At 60.0% G+C, this 20786-nt stretch carries 21 protein-coding genes; 16 read left to right on the forward strand and 5 right to left on the reverse strand.

Annotated elements, in window-relative coordinates:
* Window positions 1–204 precede the first annotated feature (204 nt).
* The 8 genes from J7447_RS11225 to eda all read left to right on the forward strand — a co-directional run bounded on the left by J7447_RS11225 (window position 205) and on the right by eda (window position 10409).
* Window positions 205–1527: an ROK family transcriptional regulator gene (locus tag J7447_RS11225; protein ID WP_201030462.1), complete on the forward strand. Its 1323-nt coding sequence runs from the start codon at window positions 205–207 to the stop codon at window positions 1525–1527.
* 24 nt (window positions 1528–1551) lie between these two features.
* Window positions 1552–2568 (forward strand): sugar ABC transporter substrate-binding protein, encoded by a 1017-nt coding sequence (locus J7447_RS11230; RefSeq protein ID WP_023000622.1) that lies wholly within the window; start codon window positions 1552–1554, stop codon window positions 2566–2568.
* 81 nt (window positions 2569–2649) lie between these two features.
* Entirely contained in the window at window positions 2650–3732 is a 1083-nt protein-coding gene (locus tag J7447_RS11235) for an ABC transporter permease (RefSeq protein ID WP_209169629.1), read from the forward strand.
* On the forward strand, window positions 3708–4505 hold the full coding sequence (locus tag J7447_RS11240) for an ATP-binding cassette domain-containing protein (RefSeq protein WP_208984213.1): 798 nt from the start codon (window positions 3708–3710) through the stop codon (window positions 4503–4505). The genes J7447_RS11235 and J7447_RS11240 overlap by 25 nt, the downstream gene beginning before the upstream one ends.
* Before the next feature lie 681 nt (window positions 4506–5186).
* The gene (locus tag J7447_RS11245) at window positions 5187–6134 is read left to right on the forward strand and encodes a carbohydrate kinase (RefSeq protein WP_168684450.1); all 948 of its coding nucleotides are present in this window, start codon (window positions 5187–5189) and stop codon (window positions 6132–6134) included.
* A 97-nt stretch (window positions 6135–6231) separates the two neighbouring features.
* Window positions 6232–7707, forward strand: coding sequence for a glucose-6-phosphate dehydrogenase (gene zwf, locus J7447_RS11250; RefSeq protein WP_055655338.1), 1476 nt, complete (start codon window positions 6232–6234; stop codon window positions 7705–7707).
* Window positions 7708–7845: 138 nt separating this feature from the next.
* Window positions 7846–9666, forward strand: coding sequence for a phosphogluconate dehydratase (gene edd / locus J7447_RS11255; RefSeq protein ID WP_209169630.1), 1821 nt, complete (start codon window positions 7846–7848; stop codon window positions 9664–9666).
* A 104-nt stretch (window positions 9667–9770) separates the two neighbouring features.
* Window positions 9771–10409: a bifunctional 4-hydroxy-2-oxoglutarate aldolase/2-dehydro-3-deoxy-phosphogluconate aldolase gene (eda, locus tag J7447_RS11260; protein ID WP_023000616.1), complete on the forward strand. Its 639-nt coding sequence runs from the start codon at window positions 9771–9773 to the stop codon at window positions 10407–10409.
* An 80-nt stretch (window positions 10410–10489) separates the two neighbouring features.
* Here the strand turns inward: eda and J7447_RS11265 are convergent, their stop codons facing one another.
* From J7447_RS11265 to J7447_RS11275, 3 genes are all read right to left on the reverse strand, one after another.
* The gene (locus J7447_RS11265; RefSeq protein WP_031269168.1) at window positions 10490–10687 is read right to left on the reverse strand and encodes a CsbD family protein; all 198 of its coding nucleotides are present in this window, start codon (window positions 10685–10687) and stop codon (window positions 10490–10492) included.
* A gap of 207 nt (window positions 10688–10894) precedes the next feature.
* Window positions 10895–11854 (reverse strand): PRC-barrel domain-containing protein, encoded by a 960-nt coding sequence (locus tag J7447_RS11270; protein ID WP_075284425.1) that lies wholly within the window; start codon window positions 11852–11854, stop codon window positions 10895–10897.
* A gap of 296 nt (window positions 11855–12150) precedes the next feature.
* A complete protein-coding gene (locus J7447_RS11275; RefSeq protein WP_208992463.1) occupies window positions 12151–12771 on the reverse strand; it encodes a PilZ domain-containing protein in 621 nt (206 codons plus the stop codon).
* A gap of 237 nt (window positions 12772–13008) precedes the next feature.
* On the opposite strand from J7447_RS11275, the gene J7447_RS11280 reads away from it, so the two are divergent.
* The 6 genes from J7447_RS11280 (at window position 13009) to J7447_RS11305 (ending at window position 17171) form a co-directional block, all read left to right on the forward strand.
* Window positions 13009–13800, forward strand: a complete 792-nt coding sequence (locus J7447_RS11280) for a delta-class carbonic anhydrase (protein ID WP_152506071.1) — start codon at window positions 13009–13011, stop codon at window positions 13798–13800.
* A 147-nt stretch (window positions 13801–13947) separates the two neighbouring features.
* The gene (gene pgi, locus J7447_RS11285) at window positions 13948–15570 is read left to right on the forward strand and encodes a glucose-6-phosphate isomerase (RefSeq protein ID WP_209169631.1); all 1623 of its coding nucleotides are present in this window, start codon (window positions 13948–13950) and stop codon (window positions 15568–15570) included.
* A 232-nt stretch (window positions 15571–15802) separates the two neighbouring features.
* Window positions 15803–16072, forward strand: coding sequence for a glycine zipper domain-containing protein (locus tag J7447_RS11290; RefSeq protein ID WP_055655348.1), 270 nt, complete (start codon window positions 15803–15805; stop codon window positions 16070–16072).
* 50 nt (window positions 16073–16122) lie between these two features.
* Window positions 16123–16392: a glycine zipper domain-containing protein gene (locus tag J7447_RS11295; protein WP_023000609.1), complete on the forward strand. Its 270-nt coding sequence runs from the start codon at window positions 16123–16125 to the stop codon at window positions 16390–16392.
* Between the two features lie 43 nt (window positions 16393–16435).
* On the forward strand, window positions 16436–16705 hold the full coding sequence (locus tag J7447_RS11300) for a lipoprotein (RefSeq protein ID WP_023000608.1): 270 nt from the start codon (window positions 16436–16438) through the stop codon (window positions 16703–16705).
* Between the two features lie 193 nt (window positions 16706–16898).
* Window positions 16899–17171 (forward strand): hypothetical protein, encoded by a 273-nt coding sequence (locus tag J7447_RS11305; RefSeq protein WP_006932815.1) that lies wholly within the window; start codon window positions 16899–16901, stop codon window positions 17169–17171.
* 209 nt (window positions 17172–17380) lie between these two features.
* On the opposite strand, the gene ald is transcribed toward J7447_RS11305, so the two are convergent.
* On the reverse strand, window positions 17381–18520 hold the full coding sequence (gene ald, locus J7447_RS11310; protein ID WP_023000606.1) for an alanine dehydrogenase: 1140 nt from the start codon (window positions 18518–18520) through the stop codon (window positions 17381–17383).
* Window positions 18521–18702: 182 nt separating this feature from the next.
* On the opposite strand from ald, the gene J7447_RS11315 reads away from it, so the two are divergent.
* Both J7447_RS11315 and J7447_RS11320 read left to right on the forward strand, forming a co-directional pair.
* On the forward strand, window positions 18703–19173 hold the full coding sequence (locus J7447_RS11315) for an Lrp/AsnC family transcriptional regulator (protein WP_209169632.1): 471 nt from the start codon (window positions 18703–18705) through the stop codon (window positions 19171–19173).
* A 133-nt stretch (window positions 19174–19306) separates the two neighbouring features.
* Window positions 19307–20197, forward strand: coding sequence for an SMP-30/gluconolactonase/LRE family protein (locus J7447_RS11320; protein ID WP_055655352.1), 891 nt, complete (start codon window positions 19307–19309; stop codon window positions 20195–20197).
* 316 nt (window positions 20198–20513) lie between these two features.
* Here J7447_RS11320 and J7447_RS11325 read toward each other — a convergent pair whose 3' ends face one another.
* Window positions 20514–20744 (reverse strand): hypothetical protein, encoded by a 231-nt coding sequence (locus J7447_RS11325; RefSeq protein WP_023000603.1) that lies wholly within the window; start codon window positions 20742–20744, stop codon window positions 20514–20516.
* Window positions 20745–20786: the final 42 nt, after the last annotated feature.

Here is a 20786-nt window from a genome sequence, read left to right on the forward strand (position 1 = left end):
GCCCCTGCCGGAAAAATGTTACCGAGGCAGGCGAGAATTTTTCGTGTTGTTGCGCAGAGACTTACCGCGCCACAATATCGAAAACGTGCGTTGCAAAACAGATTGCGATTGACAGCCGGGCCACTTGGGCGAATAATTTTATCAAACTTATTTATTCTGATGCCGCCGACGAGAGCAGGCAGTTCCTGGGGAGGAGCAAGACCGGTGGAGGACACGCCAAAAAGCGGCCGTGGTTCGAATTCCGCGCAATTGCGCCGGTACAACGAACGCATCGTACTTCAGATCCTTCGGCGTGCCGGTGAGGCCTCCAAGGCGGAACTCGCCCGGGCGGTCCAGCTGACAAACGCGGCCATCGGCGCCATCATCCAGAACCTCATCGAGGAAGGGCTGATCGTGGAAGCCGGCAAGCGCCACGACGGCAGTCGCGGGCAACCGGCAACCATTCTCCGGCTTGCCCCGCGCGGCGCCTATTCCTTCGGGGTGCGGCTGGACCGGACCAACATGGAAACCGTGTTGATGGATTTTTCCGGCCAGCTGATTGCCCGCCGGCTTCATGACATGATCCTGCCTGCGCCCGAAGAGGCCATGGAAATCCTCAAGGACGATCTGGAATTCCTGCGCCAGCATCTGAGCAAGGAAGACCAGTCCCGCATCACCGGCATCGGCCTGGCGCAACCGTTCAACCTCGGTGCCTGGCTGCATGAACTGGGCCTGCCCCAGGCCGATTTCATGAAGTGGGAAGACTTCGACCTGACCGACGCCCTTGAAAAGGCAACCGGCCTGCCGGTGTTCAGCGAGAACGACGGCACGGCAGCCGCGGTGGCCGAACTCTTCTACGGTCTGGGCCGGCAAAACGACAATTTCGTCTATCTTTTCCTTGGACCTGCGATTGGTGGCGGCCTGATCCTGAAGGGCGATGTGGTGCGCGGTGTATCCGGCAACGCAGGCGACGTTGCCATGATCCCCGTCCCGCCAAGCACGCTGACCACCGCACCAAAGGCCCGCAATTCCTGGGACCTGCTGCTGACCCGCGCATCGCTGGTGGCACTCGCCCGGCACATGTCGCCGGAAGATTTTCCAAAGCTCAACCGCTCCGACTTGCAGCACGCGGTTGAAACCGGAGATCCGAAATACACCGAGTGGCTGGAAGACTGCGCCGAAGCGCTCGCACTTGCCCTGCGCTCGGCCTATGCGCTTCTGGATGTTCCGCTGGTCGTTCTCGACGGCGACCTTGGTGGCCCGTTCCCGGAAACGTTCCGGGCCGCCTTGAAAAAGGCCGTGGAAAAGGCCGCGCCTGAGAAACGCCATTCACCCGACATCGAAATCGGCAGCTTTGGCCACGACGCAGGCGCCATCGGCGCAGCCAGCCTGCCGCAATTCTTCAATTTCTCGCCCAGGGCAGCAATCCTGACGGGCGGGAAAGACACCGGACCCGCCGGGGCTGGCAGCTCGGAGGATAGAGCCAGCTTTCCGGCACGGGCAGCACGGTTGGGGTCACATCTGGCCACACCCAACCGTTCAACCTGAATTGGCCAGGGAGGAAAAACGCAAATGATCCGCAAACTACTCGCGACCGGTTCCGTTCTCGCCGCCATGGCTGCCACTCCGGCAGTCGCAGCAGACATCTCCGCCTGCCTGATCACCAAGACGGACACCAACCCGTTCTTCGTGAAAATGAAGGAAGGCGCCACCGCAAAGGCTGAAGAACTCGGCATCGAACTGAAGTCCTTCGCAGGCAAGATCGACGGCGACCATGAAACCCAGGTGGCAGCGATCGAAACCTGCATTGCTGACGGTGCCAAGGGCATCCTGCTGACTGCATCCGACACGTCGTCCATCGTGCCGGCTGTCCAGCAGGCGCGCGACGCCGGCCTTCTGGTGATTGCACTCGACACGCCGCTCGATCCCATCGACGCAGCCGACGCAACCTTCGCCACCGACAACTTCAAGGCAGGTGAGCTGATCGGCCAGTGGGCCGCGGCCAGCCTGGGCGACGAGGCAGCCAATGCCAAGATCGCCATGCTTGATCTCGGCATCAGCCAGCCAACCGTCGGCGTGCTGCGTGACCAGGGCTTCCTGCAGGGCTTCGGCATCGAGCTTGGCGACCCGAACAAGTGGGGTGACGAAACCGATCCGCGCATCGTCGGCAACGACGTGACCGCAGGTAACGAGGAAGGTGGCCGCAAGGCCATGGAAAACCTGCTTGCCAAGGATCCGATGGTCAACGTGGTCTACACGATCAACGAACCCGCTGCTGCCGGCGCCTATGAAGCACTGAAGGCCATCGGCCGCGAAAACGACGTGCTCATCGTTTCTGTCGACGGCGGTTGCCCGGGTGTTCAGAACGTCAAGGACGGTGTTATCGGCGCCACCTCGCAGCAGTATCCGCTGCTGATGGCATCGCTCGGCATCGAGGCCATCAAGGCCTGGGCCGACAATGGCACCAAGCCGGAGCCGACCGAAGGCAAGGACTTCTTCGATACCGGTGTTGCCCTTGTGACCGACAAGCCGGTTGAAGGCGTCGAATCCATCGACACCGCCAAGGGAACGGATCTCTGCTGGGGCTAAGACACCCCTGAACGAGATCAAAAGGGGCATGGGCGACCTTGCCCCTTTTTTCAAAACCGGCGCAAAGAAGGTTAAACGGGCATGACCTTAGAAAGCAAAACGGCCAAGGGGCCGGCGGACTACGAATCCGCTGCCACCTCCGGACCGCAAGCTGTCGCCTCATTCGATGACGAACGTCATGGGATCGGGCATAAAATCCAGCACACGCTGCACCAGACCCCATCACTGGTTCCGCTGATCGTCCTGGTACTCTCCCTTGTCGTTTTCGGGCTGCTGCTCGGATCGAAACTGTTCTCCCCCTTCGCATTGACGCTGATCCTGCAGCAGGTCCAGATCGTCGGCATCGTGGCGGCAGCACAGAGCATCGTCATCCTGACCGCCGGCATCGATCTGTCGGTCGGCGCGATCATGGTGCTGTCCTCCGTCGTCATGGGGCAGTTCACCTTCCGCTATGGTTTGCCGGTGGAGGTCTCCATCGTCTGCGGCCTTATTTGCGGTACCTTTTGCGGGTATCTCAACGGCTTCCTTGTCGCCATCGTCAAGCTGCCTCCCTTCATCGTGACGCTCGGCATGTGGCAGATCGTGCTTGCCACCAACTTCCTTTATTCGGCCAATGAGACCATCCGGTCGCAGGAAATCGCCGAAGTGGCACCGCTGCTTCAGTTCTTCGGCAAAAAGGTCAATGTCGGCGGCGCAGTCTTCACCTACGGCGTCATCTTCATGGTGCTACTGGTGCTGGTGCTGGCCTACGCCCTGCGTCAGACAGCCTGGGGCAGGCATGTCTACGCCGTTGGCGACGATCCGGAGGCCGCGCAGCTTTCGGGCGTGCAGGTGAAAAAGGTTCTGATATCGGTCTACATGCTGTCCGGGCTTATCTGCGCCTTCGCCGGCTGGGCGATGATCGGCCGCATCGGTTCGGTCTCCCCGACCACGGGTCAGCTTGCCAACATCGAATCCATCACAGCCGTGGTGATCGGCGGCATCTCGCTCTTCGGCGGACGTGGATCCGTGCTCGGCACCCTGTTCGGCGCACTCATCGTCGGTGTGTTCACGCTCAGCCTGCGCCTGCTCGGCGCCGATGCGCAGTGGACCTACCTGCTGATCGGCATCCTCATCATCGGCGCGGTCGCGATCGACCAATGGATCAGAAAGGTATCTGTGTGATGGAACCTGTCCTGCAAGCGCGTAAACTGGTCAAGCGCTACGGCCGTGTCGTGGCCATGGACCGAGCCGACTTCGAACTCTATCCCGGCGAGATCCTCGCCGTGATCGGCGACAATGGGGCCGGCAAATCCACCTTGATCAAGGCTCTCAGCGGAGCCGTGCAGCCTGATGGCGGAGAGATCCTGCTCGATGGCAAGCCCGTCCACTTCACCTCGCCCATCGACGCCCGCGAAGCCGGGATCGAGACGGTGTACCAGACCCTGGCCATGTCCCCTGCCCTGTCGATCACCGACAACATGTTCATGGGCCGTGAGTTGAAGAAACCCGGCTTCCGCGGCACCTGGCTGCGCCAGCTGGACCGAAAGAAGATGGAAGAGATCGCCCGCGAAAAGCTGAACGAACTTGGGCTGCTCACCATTCAGAACATCAACCAGGCGGTTGAAACGCTTTCCGGCGGTCAGCGCCAGGGTGTGGCGGTGGCACGGGCGGCCGCTTTCGGCTCCAAGGTCGTGATCATGGACGAGCCGACCGCCGCTCTCGGCGTCAAAGAAAGCCGGCGCGTGCTGGAGCTGATCAAGGATGTCAGGGCCAGGGGCTTGCCCATCGTACTGATCAGTCACAACATGCCCCATGTCTTCGAGGTTGCCGACCGTATCCACATTCATCGGCTGGGCAGCCGGGCTTGTGTCATCAAACCGTCGGACTTTTCCATGTCCGATGCGGTGGCGATCATGACTGGAGCGATGGATCCGCCGGACAGCATGGCGGCCTAGGCCAGGGAAGAAAAACGGGAGGTGCCTTCATGCGGCGCCTCCTACCCGGGACCTCGTCCCGAAGAGAACCGAAAGGTTCGTCCCGAAGGACGGGCGGTAAAATCAGCGTTCGTGGCCCATCCTTCGAGACGGGCCTATGGCCCTCCTCAGGATGAGGTGGCGGTTTGATGAGCCGCTGTGAGGTGGAGAAAGGTCAGTCAACGGGTGCCATTGGCAGGCCTTGTTGGAACCAATAAGGGAACGGGAGACATCGGGTTCAGCACCTCTCCCACCCGAACCCTCGTCCCGAAGAGAACCGAAAGGTTCGTCTCGAAGGATGGGCGGCAAAATCAGCGTTCGTGGCCCATCCTTCGAGACAGGCCTATGGCCCTCCTCAGGATGAGGTGGTGGATTGATGAGCCGCTGTAGGGTCAGAGAAGACACATGCAACGAGCGCCATTGGCGCGCCTCGTTGAAACCAATAAGGTGGCAGGAGACACCGGGTTCAGCCCACTCCTCCCCACACCCTCATCCTGAGGAGAACCGAAAGGTTCGTCTCGAAGGATGGGCGGCGAGTTCGGCGCCTTGCGGGCCTCCTTCGGATGAGGCGGTGGTCTGAAAGGCCGCTGCCGCGAAATGACACAAAGCCATGAATCCGCCGTCGATGCGGTTCCTGACAAACGACGAAAGACCAGAACGTATATGTTTTTGATTTGCGGCGAAGCACTGTTCGATCTCTTTGGAGAAGCCGGTTCCGGCGACAGTGTTTCTTTCGACGCCCGTATCGGCGGATCCCCCTTCAACGTGGCCATGGGGCTGGCGCGCCTTGAAGAGGACGCCGGGTTTTTCGGCGGCATTTCACGCGATGCCCTTGGCGAACGTCTGGCCCAGAAGTTCCGCAGTGAAGGCGTTTCGGAACGCTATATCCTGAGGACTGACTACCTGACGACGCTCAGCCTCGTCCAGAAGGATGAGCACGGCTCTCCTGCCTATACGTTCTACGGCGAGAACGCGGCTGACCGCATGGTGACCGTCGATGACCTGCCGCAGTTCGACGAACCGCCATTGTTTCTGCACATCGGGTCCTACACGGCACTGGTCGAGCCGGTTTCGGCCGCCTTCAGGGCTCTGATCGAACGCGAGCGAGACCATACGCTGGTCTCCTTCGACCCGAACATACGCCCGACCGTGGTACCGGACATGGCGCTCTGGCGCCGCAATACGGAAAGCCTTGTTCCGTTGACGGATGTCGTCAAAGTGTCGGACGAAGACCTTGCCCTGATCGCTCCCGGTGAACCCGTCGAAACCATTGCCCGCGCCTGGCTCGGCATGGGGGCTTCGCTGGTCATCGTCACACGGGGCGGCGACGGTGCAACCGCATTTGCCGAAGGCATCGAAGTCAGCCGTCCGGGCATCAAGGTAACCGTTGAAGACACCGTTGGCGCGGGCGACACCTTCCAGGCAGCCCTGCTTGCAGGACTGAAACATCTAGGTGCAACCGACCGTGATGCGCTTGCAGCCCTTGACGCCGGCCAGCTAAATCGTCTTCTTGACTTCGCTGTCGGGGCAGCTGCCATCACTTGCTCCCGGCGGGGAGCGGATCTGCCGCGCAGGAGCGAACTGGAAAAAGAGTGGTCGGCCCTGAAATGAGGGGCTGACAAGAGAATTAAATCGATTTAAAAGGCAGTCGAAAACGGTCCAGGCCGGAGCGGCCCATCGGACTGGCAGCTGTGAGAAGGGATGTTTTATGGCGGTACGCGTCATTGAAGTTGAAGAATTCGACCTCGTCGTTTTCGGAGCCTCCGGAGACCTCGCCCACCGCAAGCTTCTGCCTGCCCTTTATCACCGCGACGCGGACGGCCAGATGCCGGAAAACGCCCGCATCATCTGCAGTGCCCGCCGGGACTATTCCGACGACGACTATCGCGATTATGCCAAGGCCGCGCTTGAAGAACACGTCAAGGATCTGGACGACGAGCATCTTCAGCAGTTCCTGAAGCGCCTGCGCTACGTCAAGATCGACATCGCCACAGGCGACGGCTTTGAAGATCTGAGAACCATCCTGGACGAACGCCCTGAAGTCATCCGCGCCTTCTATCTTGCAGTCGGCCCGGATCTCTTCGGCACGATCTGCGAGAACCTCGGCCGGATCGGCGTCGTCAACGACCATTCCCGCGTCGTCATGGAAAAACCCATCGGCAAGGACGGCAAGTCCGCCAGGGCGCTCAACGACACGGTCGGCGCTGTGTTCAACGAACACCAGATCTTCCGTATCGACCACTATCTCGGCAAGGAAACGGTGCAGAACCTGATGGCCCTGCGCTTTGCCAATGCCCTGTTCGAGCCGCTGTGGAACGCGGCCCATATCGACCACGTCCAGATCACCGTGGCCGAGTCGCTCGGCACCGGTGGCCGTGCCGGCTACTACGATACCGCAGGTGCGCTGCGCGACATGGTGCAGAACCACATCCTGCAGCTGCTCTGCCTTGTTGCGATGGAGCCGCCGGAAAGCATGAACGCCGACAGCGTGCGCGACGAGAAGCTGAAGGTTCTGAAAGCTCTTGCCCCGATCGACGAGCAGAGCATCGACAAGCTTACCGTGCGCGGCCAGTACCGCGCAGGGGCTTCGGCCGGAGGTGCGGTTCCCGGGTACCTGGAAGAGCTCGGCAACAACGAAAGCCGGACGGAAACCTTCGTCGCCCTGAAGGCGGAAATCGCCAACTGGCGTTGGGCCGGCGTGCCCTTCTACCTGCGCACCGGCAAGCGTCTGGCGCAGCGTGTATCGGAAATCGTCGTCCAGTTCCGCCCGATCCCGCATTCGATCTTCGACGCGGAAGCCGGGGCGATCACCGCCAACCGCCTCATCATCCGTCTGCAACCGGATGAAGGCGTCCAGATGCAGATCATGATCAAGGACCCCGGCCCCGGCGGCATGCGCCTGCGTCAGGTTCCGCTCGACATGAGTTTTGCCGAAGCCTTCAAGGTGCGTAACCCGGATGCCTACGAACGCCTGATCATGGACGTGATCCGCGGCAACCAGACCCTGTTCATGCGCCGTGACGAAGTTGACGCCGCCTGGGCGTGGATCGACCCGATCCAGGCTGCATGGGCAGCCTCCAAGGAAACGCCGAAAGGCTACACCGCCGGCACCTGGGGTCCGTCCGCCTCCATCGCTCTGGTCGAGCGTGACGGCCGCACCTGGGCCGAAGACGACAGCAACTGATATCACTCGCGCAAGGCCCGGCCTTGCGCGTTTCCGGCCTCTTAAATCGATTAGAGAGCGGCAAGCTCGCCGCAACGCCCTATGTGCCGGACATAGGACCAGCCAGGCCGCGGCGCGGCTAGCAAAGGATTTGAAGCAATGACCATCCAGGATCGCATTGGCGACGTCACCGAACGGATCGTCAAACGCAGTCACGACAGCCGCTCAAGATATCTGGACCGCATCGGCAAGGCCGCTGACAAGGGCCCGCAGCGTTCGCGCCTGTCCTGTGGCAACCTCGCACACGGGTTCGCCGCCTGTGGCCTCTCCGACAAGCAGGCCCTTTCCGGCGACGTGGTACCGAACCTCGGCATCATCACCTCCTATAACGACATGCTGTCGGCCCACCAGCCCTACGAGACCTATCCGGCCCTGATCCGCGAAGCCGCACACGAAATCGGCGCGGTTGCCCAGGTAGCCGGCGGCGTTCCGGCCATGTGCGACGGTGTCACCCAGGGGCAGGACGGCATGGAACTGTCGCTGTTTTCCCGCGATGTGATCGCCATGGCTGCTGCCGTCGGCCTGTCGCATCAGATGTTCGATGCAGCGGTCTTTCTCGGCATCTGCGACAAGATCGTGCCCGGTCTTGCCATCGCGGCCCTCTCCTTCGGCCATCTGCCGGCCGTGTTCGTTCCCGCTGGTCCGATGCCGACAGGCATTTCCAACGACGAAAAGGCCAAGATCCGCCAGCTCTATGCCGAAGGCAAAGTCGGTCGTGACGCCCTGCTGGAAAGCGAGTCCCGCGCCTATCATTCGCCAGGCACCTGCACCTTCTACGGCACGGCCAACTCCAACCAGATGCTGATGGAGATCATGGGCCTGCATATGCCGGGTGCCTCCTTCGTCAATCCGGGCACGCCCCTGCGCGACGCCCTGACCAGGGAAGCGGCCAAGCGCGCCATCGCGATTTCCGCCCTCGGCAACGAGTTCACCCCCGCCGGTGAAGTCATCAGCGAAAAGGCGATCGTCAACGGCGTTGTCGGCCTGCACGCCACGGGTGGGTCGACCAACCACACCATGCATCTGGTGGCAATTGCTGCTGCTGCAGGCATCAGGCTGACCTGGGACGACATCTCCGATCTCTCCGATGTCGTGCCGCTTCTGGCCCGCGTCTATCCGAACGGCAAGGCCGATGTGAACCACTTCCAGGCCGCCGGTGGCCTTGCCTTCCTGATCCGCGAACTGCTGGGTGACGGTTACCTGCACCAGGACGTGAAGACCGTCTACGGCACAGACCTCTCCGGTTACACCGTGGAAGCGAAACTCGACGCAGACGGCAACGTGCAACGCGAAGAAGTTCCGGAGACCTCCGGCGACGAAACGGTGCTGGCTCCCGTTGCCAAGGCCTTCCAGCCGACGGGCGGCCTGAAGATGCTTACCGGGAACATGGGCAAGGCCGTCATCAAGATCTCGGCCGTTGCCAGGGAACGCCACATCATCGAGGCACCTGCCCGCGTCTTCCACGACCAGAACGATTTCCTGACCGCCTTCAACAACAAGGAACTGACCGGCGACGTTGCCGCCGTGGTCCGATTCCAGGGCCCGAAGGCAATCGGCATGCCCGAACTGCACAAGCTGACGCCCTGCCTCGGCATCCTTCAGGACCGCGGCCACAAGGTCGCCCTGATTACCGACGGCCGCATGTCTGGTGCTTCCGGCAAGGTCCCGGCGGCAATCCATGTGACCCCGGAAGCTGCGGCCGGCGGCCCGATCGCCAAAATCCGTGACGGTGACATGATCCGCGTCGATGCGGTGACGGGTACATTGGAAGTACTGGTCGACGAAGCCGAATTCAACGCACGCCCGTTGGCGGAAGCTGACCTGAGCCAGAGCCAGTTCGGCACCGGCCGGGACCTTTTCGCCGCCTTCCGCGGTGCAGTTGGCTCGGCCGACACTGGCGCGCATGTCTTTGGTGAGTAAGGATCAGGTCCGGATCGGCCAGGTGAATTCGGCACGATAGTGTCTGCGATCTGCTCCGGCCGCGGTCGGTGCAGGGTCGACAAGAAAGAGATTTTGGAGGCGATATGGCCCAGGACATTGAAAAGATCGAGAAGGTAATGTGCGCGGCACCGGTGATCCCGGTGCTGATCGTGGAGGATCCCAGGAAGGCCGTCCCCATGGCCGAAGCGCTTGTGCGCGGCGGCCTGCCCGCCATCGAGATCACCTTGCGCACGGCCCATGCCCTGGAAGCGATCAACGCGGTCAACGAGCACGTGGAAGGCGCGATTGTGGGTGCCGGCACAGTGCTGGACGGCAAGCAATATGATGCCGCCGTTTCTGCAGGTGCCCGTTTCATCGTCTCCCCTGGCGCAACCGCCAATCTGCTGGACGCCGCCGACCAGCACAGCGTGCCGCTGCTTCCAGGTGCAGCCACTGCATCGGAAGTCATGTTCCTGCTGGAACGTGGCTATGAGCGGCTGAAGTTCTTCCCCGCCGAACAGGCAGGTGGTGCGTCCTACCTCAAGTCTCTCTCCTCCCCGCTGGCGGCGGCCAAATTCTGCCCCACCGGCGGCGTCAGCCTCGACAAGGCTCCGGACTATCTGAAACTGCCGAACGTCCTGTGCGTTGGCGGTTCCTGGATTGCCGACGCAAAGGCGATTGCGGAGGACGACTGGTCCGGCATTGAAACCCGTGCAAAGGCGGCGGCTGCCCTCAAAATCTGATCAGCAACCAGCAGATCAGCAATTTCGAACGAAAAGAGCCGGGCGACGGATCGCCCGGCTCTTTTTCATCTGTTCGACGATCAGTGGCGACTTGCCCACTCATCGACTTCGCGCTCTGCTTCGTCGCGCGACTTGCCGTAGAGCTCCTGGATCTTGCCGGCAAGCTGGTCGCGATTGCCTTCGATCCGGTCCAGATCGTCGTTGGTCAGCTTGCCCCACTGTTCCTGGGCCTTGCCTTTAACCTGTTTCCAATTGCCTTCGATAATGTCCCAGTTCATTTTCATCACTCCAGTCAGGGTGCAGTCAGCTTCTCGACCGGAGGCTTCCGGCCAACTGCTGCATGTGTTGAGGTTTGAGAAAGTGACAGACGCCTGTTGAAGCCGTCTGTCTCGGGATAGGCGTCCGGATATCGGGAAGGATCTCGATAGAACCGGACGCTGTGTCAGGCTGCCCCGGGTGATGACACCCGGAGCAGTCCACTACTCTTACTCAGCGACGTAGTCCGGCTGAGCTTCCAGTTCTTCCTTGGTGGCGCCTACATAGACGCGCAGGTCGGAACCGTCTTCGTTGCGAATGATCTGCAGCTCGTCAAAGGTGACGGCAACTTCACGCTCGCCGATACCCAGGAAGCCGCCAACATCAAGGATGACCTTTTCGATGGTACCGTCCTGGCTCACGATGAGTGAATCGATTTCACCGATATCTTCATCGTTGGCGTCGTAGATGGTGGCACCTTCAAGATCGTCGGCCGTAAGTTCGGCAACAACCGCTTCGGTGTAGCCTTCACGCTCGACTTCGGCACGCGGCAGAAGCGCACGACCATCAGCATCGGTCTGGGGCGCCATTGCAGTTTCCGGAGCAGCCGTCACGCCGGCGTCGCTATCCTGGCTCATCGCGGTTTCGGTCGACGTGTCGGTTTCCGTCGTCATTGCCGTATCAGCAGGCTTCTCCATACCTTCAGAAGTCTGTGTGGCAGCCGTTTCCGCTTCGTCAGCATACGGGTTCTCATACGCCGCAGCATTGGTCAGCACGTCCTTGTTGGCGTTGACCACCAGGAAGTAGCTATCGGCGTCATCCTGCTCGCGGACAACCTTCAGCTGCTCCATCGGAAGGGCGATGTCTTTCTCGCCAATACCAAGGAAGCCACCGACACCCAGGATAACGGCCTTTACCGAGCCGTCGAAGCCAAGGATCACATCGTTGACTTCACCGATGTCGTCCCAGTCTTTTTCTTCGTCAGCCTGAGCCTGATAGTCTTCGTTGAACCGGTCATAGTTTTCTTCGACCGAGTAGATCCGCATGCCAATCAGATCAGATGCAAGAACATCACTCATGTTTGCAGACTCATTGAATTCATAAGTCTGGAGCGGTTTTACTTCGTTTGCCGCGTAAAGTGATGTTGTCAGCATCAAGGACATCGCGGTAGCGGTGATAATCCGTTTCATAATATTATTTCCTCTCACTGTGATTTCCCAAGCCGGCAACATCAGTATTGCTATTGATGAGGCGGTTACTGTGAGAACAACCGAGAGAGAAAGAAGTTCCGAATTAAAAACTAAATTTTTGAAAAAAGTGACAATCCCCTTTTCGAAGACGGGCCGAACACTCACCCAGTCCCCTAGGTACGGATGGACGCGTGAAACCACCGCTCGCCGCGTTTCCTTCACGTCCTCGCGGGAAGTTCAGTCAATTGTCGGAAGTTGATTGGGACACGCGCCGACCGCAGTATAAGCGGGCCATGTCAGACGCTCTGGGCTTCTTCGGTATCCGTTTCGGAGGTGCCGTCGCTCTCTTCGTCGTCGTCTCCGTGATCGTCGTCCTGCTCAAGCGTACGATCCCACAAGAGACGCATGCCGGCGGAGGTGTCATTGCGCCAGGCGAATTCGGCGACGACCGGCCTTTCGAATTTTTTCATCGTCAGCAGAACTTCCTCTGGAAGCGCTGTCAGACCTTTGGCAGTTATGCGGCAACCGTTCTTGCCCGCATCAACGATCGTGCCACTGATTTCCGTAATTCCGTCCAGGTCTGCGATCTTTACCGGAATGCTGACGTTGTTCCGTTTTTCGCGACGCTTGTCCGAAACGGATTTCTCGCTCTTGGCGAAGACCACCGCGGCATCATTGCCCTTCACGGAAGTGACGTGAGCCTTCACCAGTTTGCTTGCATCCTTGGGCCGAACCCCGATGTTCTTGTAAAGCTCGCCGATATCCGGAGAGGTCAACCGGAAGCCCCACTCGCTGACGTTGGATGCAACCGCGTTGATGACCGAGAGATTGTCGAAATCAACCACGAGGACTTCTTCCTCGGCATCAGGTTGATCGAGCAGATGGGTCAGACCGTGTGATTTGTTTTCGGAATTCATAGATTTAGTTTACCTTGAGCAAACTTTCATTTCACTTAAAATACAGTCTGACAATTCAATTTATCGTTGTTTTCCGCCAACTTCGGGGCTTTTTCCCCTGACCGGTCATTTACCCTGAGCAATTTTTGCAATTGGCGTTCCTGTCGAAAGCGCTTTCAAATCATCCACGCCACTTCGGCTGCTTTTTCTTGAAATGCGCCCAACAGCCTGCCTCAACCACATCTGCAGGAGATTCCCATGGCGAAATACATCGGACTTACATTTGCGGCCCTCGCAGGCCTCGGTTTTCTCTCCCAGGCTCAGGCAGAAGAGCTCTGTCAGGGTTTCGGCCCACAAACTCCACGCGATATCTCACAGACTGCGGGGCTGAACACCTCCTCTGTCTCGATAGCGCCGTCCGCCGACAAGCTGAACCTGTGCAACATCCACACGCATACCAACGCGGAACACAAGGGGCCTGGCTTCACCGTTTTTGCCGGCGATGGAGATCATGGCGGATACAAGTGCAACGAGACCGCCGACCTGACCGAGGCTGAACTGGCAGAACCCGCTGGGTCAGCTTTCCATGGCGTCAAGCCCGGCGACACGATCGAAGTCCACTGGGTGCATACATCCTGCAACATCACCCCGGGTGAAGGACTTGGCTCTTGCCTGAGCGATGCCTGCGCCAATCCGCAACTTCGTGTCGAGGCCCAGGTCTTCCTTGTCGTGAATGATCCCGAGGCACTGAGCTTCCTCGACTTCGATTATGACGGCAACATCGTGAATGGCCTGCATCAGGCCAAGTCATTGCCGGAAGGCACGGGTACGCCGGTCACCTTCATCGGATCGACTACAGGGCCCAGTTTCACCCAGTCGACTTGCTCCCCGCTTCAGGTGACCTGGAGCGTGCATCCGCAATGCGCCAAGTTGGACATCAACTCGCTCAACGCCTGGGCGGAAAAAGGCAACGTCTTCAAGGAAGATCATTCCCACGGCATTCGCCAACTTGTGACAGCCCCAGAATTGCTGGCCCCTATTTCCAACTGATTGGCCTCAGCCGCCGGAATCCACCTGCCTGTTTCCGGCGGCATTCTCCTTGAATTTCCTCTCCCCCTCGCCGGGCGGGTATGCTAATGGATGCCCGCGCGCGTCGGCGCGAAAACAAGTTGTTAAATCGATTTAAGAGGATTGTTCATGGCGCTAGAAGCAGCATTTGAGGCTCTCAACCGGCAGGCGGAACAATTGAAGGGCACCTCCCTGCGGCAACTGTTTGCGGCCGCCCCCGACCGGTTCGACACATTCTCCGCCAGGACAGACGACCTGTTGCTCGATTATTCCAAGTCCCGGATCGACGACAAGGCGTTCAACCTGCTGCTCGACCTTGCCCGCGCTGCGGATGTGGAAGGCAAACGTGCGGCCATGTTTGCCGGCGAGAAGATCAACGGCACCGAAAAGCGCGCCGTCCTGCACACGGCGCTTCGCAACCAGTCGGACCAGCCGGTTATGGTCGACGGTGCCGATGTGATGCCCGATGTACGTGCCGTTCTGGACGCGATGGCAGATTTTGCCGAAGCGGTCCGCTCCGGCGATCTGACCTCCTCCACCGGCGACGCCTTTACCGACGTGGTCAACATCGGCATCGGCGGCTCGGACCTTGGGCCGGTCATGACGACAATCGCGCTCAGCCCCTATCATGACGGTCCGGAGCTGCACTACGTCTCGAACGTGGACGGCGCTCATATTGCCGATACGCTGGAAAAACTCGACCCGGCCACGACGCTGATCATCGTCGCTTCGAAAACCTTCACCACAATCGAGACCATGACCAACGCGCAGACCGCGCGCAAATGGATTGCCGGTACTCTTGGCGAAGAGGCTGTCGGCGACCACTTCGCAGCCGTTTCCACTGCCCTCGACAAGGTAGCCGCCTTCGGCATCGACGAAAGCCGCGTCTTCGGTTTCTGGGACTGGGTCGGCGGCCGGTATTCCGTCTGGTCGGCCATCGGTCTGCCTCTCATGATCGCCATCGGACCGGACGCCTTCAGTGACTTTCTGTCCGGCGCCCATGCGATGGACACCCATTTCGCCAAAGCACCGCTTGAAAAAAACCTGCCGGTTCTGATGGCGTTGATCGGCGTCTGGAACCGGGACGCGCTTGGCCTTTCCGCCCGCGCCGTCCTGCCCTACGACCAGCGCCTGTCTCGCCTGCCCGCGTACCTGCAGCAGCTAGACATGGAATCGAACGGCAAGCGCGTGAAGCTGGACGGCAGTCCCGTGACCGAGGAAACCGGTCCACTGGTCTGGGGCGAACCAGGCACGAATGGTCAGCACGCGTTCTATCAGCTCCTGCACCAGGGCACGACTGTTATCCCGTGTGAATTCCTGATTGCCGCCAACGGCCATGAAGAAGACCTGAAACATCATCACGACCTTCTGGTTGCGAACTGCCTGGCCCAGTCCGAAGCCCTGATGCTCGGCCGGACGCTTGACGAGGCAAAGGCACTCCTCAACGCTTCCGGAATGGCTGCAGACGAAGTCGATCGTCTGGCACCCCACAAGGTGTTCCCGGGCGACAGGCCGTCCATGACCCTTGTCTATGACCAGCTGACACCCTTCGCACTCGGCCGTCTGATCGCTCTTTACGAGCACCGGGTTTTCGTCGAAGGCGTCATCTGGGGAATCAACTCCTTCGACCAGTGGGGCGTGGAACTGGGCAAGGAACTGGCCACTGCCCTGCTGCCTATGGTCAAGGGCGAAGTCTCTGCAGATTCCAAGGACGCCTCGACAAAAGGCTTGCTTGCCGCCCTGAAAAGTTGACGCGGGAACCACACCTTTGTTTATGCGTTAATACGTGAGGCGATCTCGTCATAATTTTGCCCAACCGGCCCTATCTGGTTCACATCGTTGAAGAACTCTAATTGGTATTCACGATGAACACGGGCCGGCTGTGGCAAACAGAGATTGCCCCAACGTGCAAAGCAGCTTAGGCTTGGAAAGATTTTATACATTCGACCCGCCAAGGTTGCGGTCCGACAGGGAGACTGATTTCATGAAAAAACTAGTTCTGCTCGCAGCAGTAGGCCTTGCCCTGGCGGGCTGCCAATCCGATAGCTCACGCGACCGCGCCCTCGTAGGCGGTGGTCTTGGCGCGGCAACCGGTGCAGCAATCGGTGCTGCGGCAACCGGCGATGTCGGCGGCGCCCTGGTTGGTGGTGCAATCGGCGCGGCCGGTGGTGCAATTGTCGGCAGCGCAACGACTCCGAAGAACTGCGTTGCCTATGACCGCTACGGCAATCCTTACCGGGTCGCTTGCCCGTAATCGGGGGCGATCCTTTTTCGTTTCGGTAATAGACCGTTGGGAAGAAAACTATGAAGAAACTCCTTCTGATTGCCGCTTCGGCCGCATTTCTGGCAGGCTGCCAGTCTGACAGTCAAAGAGACCGCGCGCTTGTTGGCGGCGGTCTTGGCGCGGCAACCGGTGCCGTGATCGGTGCCGCCGCCGGTAACGGCGTCGGCCCGGCACTCGCCGGTGCGGCAATCGGTGCTGCAGGCGGTGCCATCATCGGCTCCGCAACGACACCCAAGAACTGTGTCGCCTACGACCGGTATGGCAACCCGTACCGCGTCGCCTGCCCCTGATCTCAACTGACCTGAGTCAATCGGGTCTTCACAGGTTTACGAAATGAAAAAGATCCTGCTGGTGGCCCTTGCGGCCATCGCCCTCGCCGGCTGTCAGTCAAGCAGCCAGAGAGACCGCGCACTTGTCGGCGGTGGCCTTGGTGCCGCGACCGGCGCCATTGTCGGTGCCGCTGCCGGTGCCGGTGCAGCTCCGGTTCTCGCCGGTGCCGCTATCGGTGCTGCGGGTGGCGCTGTAATCGGCGCTGCGACCACACCGAAAAACTGCGTGGCGCATGACCGGTATGGCAACCCCTACCGAGTCGCCTGCCCGTAAGGCCAGGTTCTCTGTCGTCCTGACCATCGTCAGAGCGGACGAATTTAGCGACAATACCGGGCATGCCCATGGATTCATGGGCATGTCCGTTTTGCTTTCAGGATCTGCCTTGGATAAATCCGCCTTGGTAAGAAACTGTTAACCATAGATCTCCACCCTTGGCTCACACATGTTTTTCGCCAAGGGGTTCTGGATGAGATCCGTCCTTGCAGCCGCAAGTCTCGCCATTGTGCTGACAGGCTGCGCCAACACCGAAAGTCAACGGGACAGGATGCTGATCGGGGCAGGTCTCGGTGCGGCAACCGGTGCCACGATCGGCGCCGTTGCCGGTTCCACGGTGAACGCGACCCTTGCAGGCGCCGCTCTCGGCGCCGTCGGTGGCGGCCTGATCGGTGTCGTCACCACCCCGCGCAACTGCATTGCCACGGATGAACAGGGCACACCTTACAAGGTCCGCTGCCCGTAACCCCTTTCGCACGACAATAAGGTTTGATTGCCCCCCTGCGAAATCAGGAACGCAATAACCTGCGAAACAGACCGACATTTTCAACGCGAGTTGCGCCGAACAGCAGGTCACGGGCTCACCGCTGTCACCTCAGTCCAAAATCCCGTTGAGAAAGCAAAAAGCCGGCCCAACGGACCGGCTTTTCTCATCCTTGAAGCGAAGACCCCTTATCAGGCAGCAGCGCTTTCCTTGGCCTGCTCAAGAGCAACCTTCGGATCGACGTAGGCATAGCCGAGAGCGGTTGCGACCGCCTCACAGGTCACCTGACCGCCGATCACGTTGAGGCCCGGCAGAAAGTGCGGATCATCGAGCAGCGCCTTCTTGGCCCCCTTGTCCGCCAGTGCGAGAGCGAACGGCAGGGTGGCGTTGTTCAGCGCGTAGGTGGACGTCTTCGGCACGGCGCCCGGCATGTTGGCGACGCAGTAGTGAACGACTTCATCGATGATGTAGGTCGGCTCGGAATGCGTCGTTGCCTTGGAGGTTTCGAAGCAGCCGCCCTGGTCGATGGCGACATCAACGAGAACCGAGCCCGGCTTCATGCGGCTGACCAGCTCGCGCGAGACCAGCTTCGGTGCCGCCGCACCGGCAACCAGCACCGCACCGACGACCATGTCGGCTTCCAGCACATGTTTCTCCAGGGCAGCCTTGGTCGAATAGACGGTTTTCAGTGCCGGACCGAACGTCTGTGAGAGATTGCCCAGAACGGCGGTAGACCGGTCGAGAACGGTGACATCGGCTCCGAGGCCAAGCGCCATGGTAATGGCATGCGAGCCGACCACACCGCCGCCGATGACAACGACCTTGGCCGGTTCGACGCCGGGAACACCGCCCACGAGCGTGCCGGAGCCACCCTGGGCCTTTTCCAGCGCCTTGGCGCCGGCAATCACCGACAGGCGGCCGGCAACCTGGGACATCGGCACCAGAAGCGGCAGACCGCCGCGGGCATCGACAACGGTTTCATAAGCAATGCAGGTCGCACCGGACTTTACCAGGTCCGCGGTCTGCTCCGCGTCTGGCGCGAGATGCAGATAGGTGAAGAGAATGTGGTCGGGGCGCAGCATGGCGCGTTCGACGGCCTGCGGTTCCTTGACCTTCACGATCATGTTCGCGGCATCGAAGACTTCCTTGGCTGTTGCCAGGATCTTCGCGCCTGCTGCTTCGTAGTCGGCATCGCTGGCGCCGATGCCGACACCGGCATTGGTTTCAACGACAACTTCGTGGCCATGAGCCACCATTTCAAGAACACTGTTCGGGGTCAGACCAACCCGATACTCGTGGTTTTTGATTTCTTTCGGCACACCAATGCGCATAACTCGACTCCTCTGGAAGCATTATTGATTGCCGACGATTTTACGCCTGTTTTCGTCGAATGTGCTTGCGTTCCCGGGGGCCTCCATTCAAATACGCGCAATTTTATTGTGTCGAATTGATATTTCTTCAAATTATCTGCTATGTATTATCTTGAACTCGGCATTATGTGCGGTGCAGCAAAATGAAACTCGATCGCCTCGACCAGAAGATCCTGAACGTTCTGCAAAGCGACGGCCGCATCGCCAACGCGGACCTGGCGGAAAAGGTGGGGCTTTCCCCTTCTGCCTGTTTGCGGCGCATGCGCGCGCTGGAGGAAGCCGGCATCATTGAAAAATACGTCGCGCTTCTGGACCAAAGAAAACTCGGCCGGCACATGGACGTTTTCGTGGAAATCTCGCTGACCGGCCAGTCCAAGGAAACGCTTGAGAATTTCGAACGCGCCGTGGCCCGGTCCGGCGAAATCATGGAGTGTTTCCTGATGGCGGGTGATGCCGATTACATTCTGCGCCTCTCGGCCCGGGACCCGATCGACTTCGAACGCATCCACCGCGACCACCTTGCCCAGCTTCCTGGCGTTCTCAGAATGAAATCGTCCTTCGCCATCCGGCCGATCGTCAGACGCACAGCGATTCCCCTGAACGGCGAAACATGAGTTCCTTTCAGGACCGGTCCACAACCAAACCGCCTGCAATTCCGCCACTAAATCCAGCGTCTCGACGCAGCCAGCACTGGCAGGTATAGTCCGCATCCATTCAACTGCCCGGCTTTTCAAGGAACCCGCTCCGGTGACCCATACGATCACCCGTTTCATCGATACGACTTACCAGCTTGCAGAATGTCCGACCTGGGACGACAGATTGAACCGCTTGCTCTGGGCCGACATCCAGGGCCGCTCCATCCAGTCCATGGATTGGGCCAGCCGCAAGATCACCACATGGCAATTCGAAAATGAGGTCGGTTCCTTTGGCCTGACGGATGACGATCGCCTGATTGTCAGCGTGTGGGACAAGATCGTTCTGTTCGATCCCGAAAGCGGCGCCAGCGAGGTTCTGGCGGAAGTTCAGGCTGATGAGCCGCGCACACGGCTGAACGACGGCAAGGTCGGTCCGGATGGGGCCTTCTGGGTCGGCACCATGGACACCAGCTCACCGCGTGAACCGATTGCCGGTCTTTACCGGGTTGACGGCAGCGGCGACGTTGCCGAGATCCGTGACGAACTGCAATGCTCCAACGGGCTCGCGTGGACGCCGGACGGTACCTACATGTACCACTCCGACACCTCCCCCGGCTGGATCGAATATTACGGCTTCGACCCGGAGACCGGTGCACTTGGCTCCAAGATGCTGTACGCCCAGCAGACCAACGACACCGGACGGCCGGATGGCGCAGCGGTCGACACCGAAGGCAACTATTGGAGCGCAGGGGTATCCGCCGGCGTGCTCAACTGCTTTGCCCCGGACGGCAACCTGCTTGCCGCCATCAAGCTTCCGGTCGACAAGCCCACCATGCCCTGCTTCTGCGGCCCGGATCTGGACCATTTGATCGTCACCAGCATCAAGCAGCCCGCCGACCCGACCGCGGTCGAACCCGACACATTGTCTGGCGGCCTGTTCCTGGTGGAAGGTCACGGCAAGACCGGCTTGAAGACCTACCGGTTCAGGACAGCAAAAAGCTGATCAAAAGCAACGCCCTGGGCAAGTCGGTTTCTGCTGTAACCGGCTTCTGCCGCACATTTGGCCTGTCATCCGTTCCGCCGACCCGGGCACAACATCAGGGTGAACACAAACATCTCTCTTCCTCATCCTGAGGAAGCGCTTCAGCGCTGTCTCGAAGGATGGGCTGCTCGCTCCGAGAGTGCCGCCCATCCTTCGAGACGGACCTTTGGGTCCTCCTCAGGATGAGGGAGAGCCTTTGGCTCGGAGGCCATGCCGGAACGAATTTTTGAGCGCCCCGCCTGACGACTGTCTGTCGACGGCAGTTGTTTGGGGCCGGTTATTCGGCATCCTTCGGAGGCTGGCAGTCCCTGAGAGCCTCAATGATCTGCTCCGCTTTCACACCTGGCACCTGGATTTTCGTTTCACCGTAAAGGTGAACGACTGCTCCCTCCCCCTTCACCGATTGCTCGTTGAAAATGCGGACCGACTGGTTTTCGGGAATGAGCACGGCCATGGAACCGTCCTCCATGCTGAGCAGGATGGAAGACGCAATCAATGTGCAAATCATGTTTCAGCCCCACAACTGGTCAGGTAACCGGCTTTCAGCCTG

The organism is Labrenzia sp. R5_0 (genome assembly GCF_017743835.1).
Classification (GTDB): domain Bacteria; phylum Pseudomonadota; class Alphaproteobacteria; order Rhizobiales; family Stappiaceae; genus Roseibium; species Roseibium algicola.

Bases quoted from the DNA above. Each gene is read 5' to 3' on its own strand.
- pgi (WP_209169631.1), top strand. From the start codon at position 13,948: ATGGCGCTAGAAGCAGCATTTGAGGCTCTCAACCGGCAGGCGGAACAA.
- J7447_RS11270 (WP_075284425.1), bottom strand. From the start codon at position 11,854: ATGAAACGGATTATCACCGCTACCGCGATGTCCTTGATGCTGACAACA.
- J7447_RS11230 (WP_023000622.1), top strand. From the start codon at position 1,552: ATGATCCGCAAACTACTCGCGACCGGTTCCGTTCTCGCCGCCATGGCT.
- J7447_RS11280 (WP_152506071.1), top strand. From the start codon at position 13,009: ATGGCGAAATACATCGGACTTACATTTGCGGCCCTCGCAGGCCTCGGT.
- J7447_RS11235 (WP_209169629.1), top strand. From the start codon at position 2,650: ATGACCTTAGAAAGCAAAACGGCCAAGGGGCCGGCGGACTACGAATCC.
- eda (WP_023000616.1), top strand. From the start codon at position 9,771: ATGGCCCAGGACATTGAAAAGATCGAGAAGGTAATGTGCGCGGCACCG.
- J7447_RS11275 (WP_208992463.1), bottom strand. From the start codon at position 12,771: ATGAATTCCGAAAACAAATCACACGGTCTGACCCATCTGCTCGATCAA.
- edd (WP_209169630.1), top strand. From the start codon at position 7,846: ATGACCATCCAGGATCGCATTGGCGACGTCACCGAACGGATCGTCAAA.
- J7447_RS11290 (WP_055655348.1), top strand. From the start codon at position 15,803: ATGAAAAAACTAGTTCTGCTCGCAGCAGTAGGCCTTGCCCTGGCGGGC.
- ald (WP_023000606.1), bottom strand. From the start codon at position 18,520: ATGCGCATTGGTGTGCCGAAAGAAATCAAAAACCACGAGTATCGGGTT.
- J7447_RS11295 (WP_023000609.1), top strand. From the start codon at position 16,123: ATGAAGAAACTCCTTCTGATTGCCGCTTCGGCCGCATTTCTGGCAGGC.
- J7447_RS11245 (WP_168684450.1), top strand. From the start codon at position 5,187: ATGTTTTTGATTTGCGGCGAAGCACTGTTCGATCTCTTTGGAGAAGCC.
- J7447_RS11305 (WP_006932815.1), top strand. From the start codon at position 16,899: ATGAGATCCGTCCTTGCAGCCGCAAGTCTCGCCATTGTGCTGACAGGC.
- J7447_RS11240 (WP_208984213.1), top strand. From the start codon at position 3,708: ATGGATCAGAAAGGTATCTGTGTGATGGAACCTGTCCTGCAAGCGCGT.
- zwf (WP_055655338.1), top strand. From the start codon at position 6,232: ATGGCGGTACGCGTCATTGAAGTTGAAGAATTCGACCTCGTCGTTTTC.
- J7447_RS11325 (WP_023000603.1), bottom strand. From the start codon at position 20,744: ATGATTTGCACATTGATTGCGTCTTCCATCCTGCTCAGCATGGAGGAC.
- J7447_RS11315 (WP_209169632.1), top strand. From the start codon at position 18,703: ATGAAACTCGATCGCCTCGACCAGAAGATCCTGAACGTTCTGCAAAGC.
- J7447_RS11300 (WP_023000608.1), top strand. From the start codon at position 16,436: ATGAAAAAGATCCTGCTGGTGGCCCTTGCGGCCATCGCCCTCGCCGGC.
- J7447_RS11265 (WP_031269168.1), bottom strand. From the start codon at position 10,687: ATGAACTGGGACATTATCGAAGGCAATTGGAAACAGGTTAAAGGCAAG.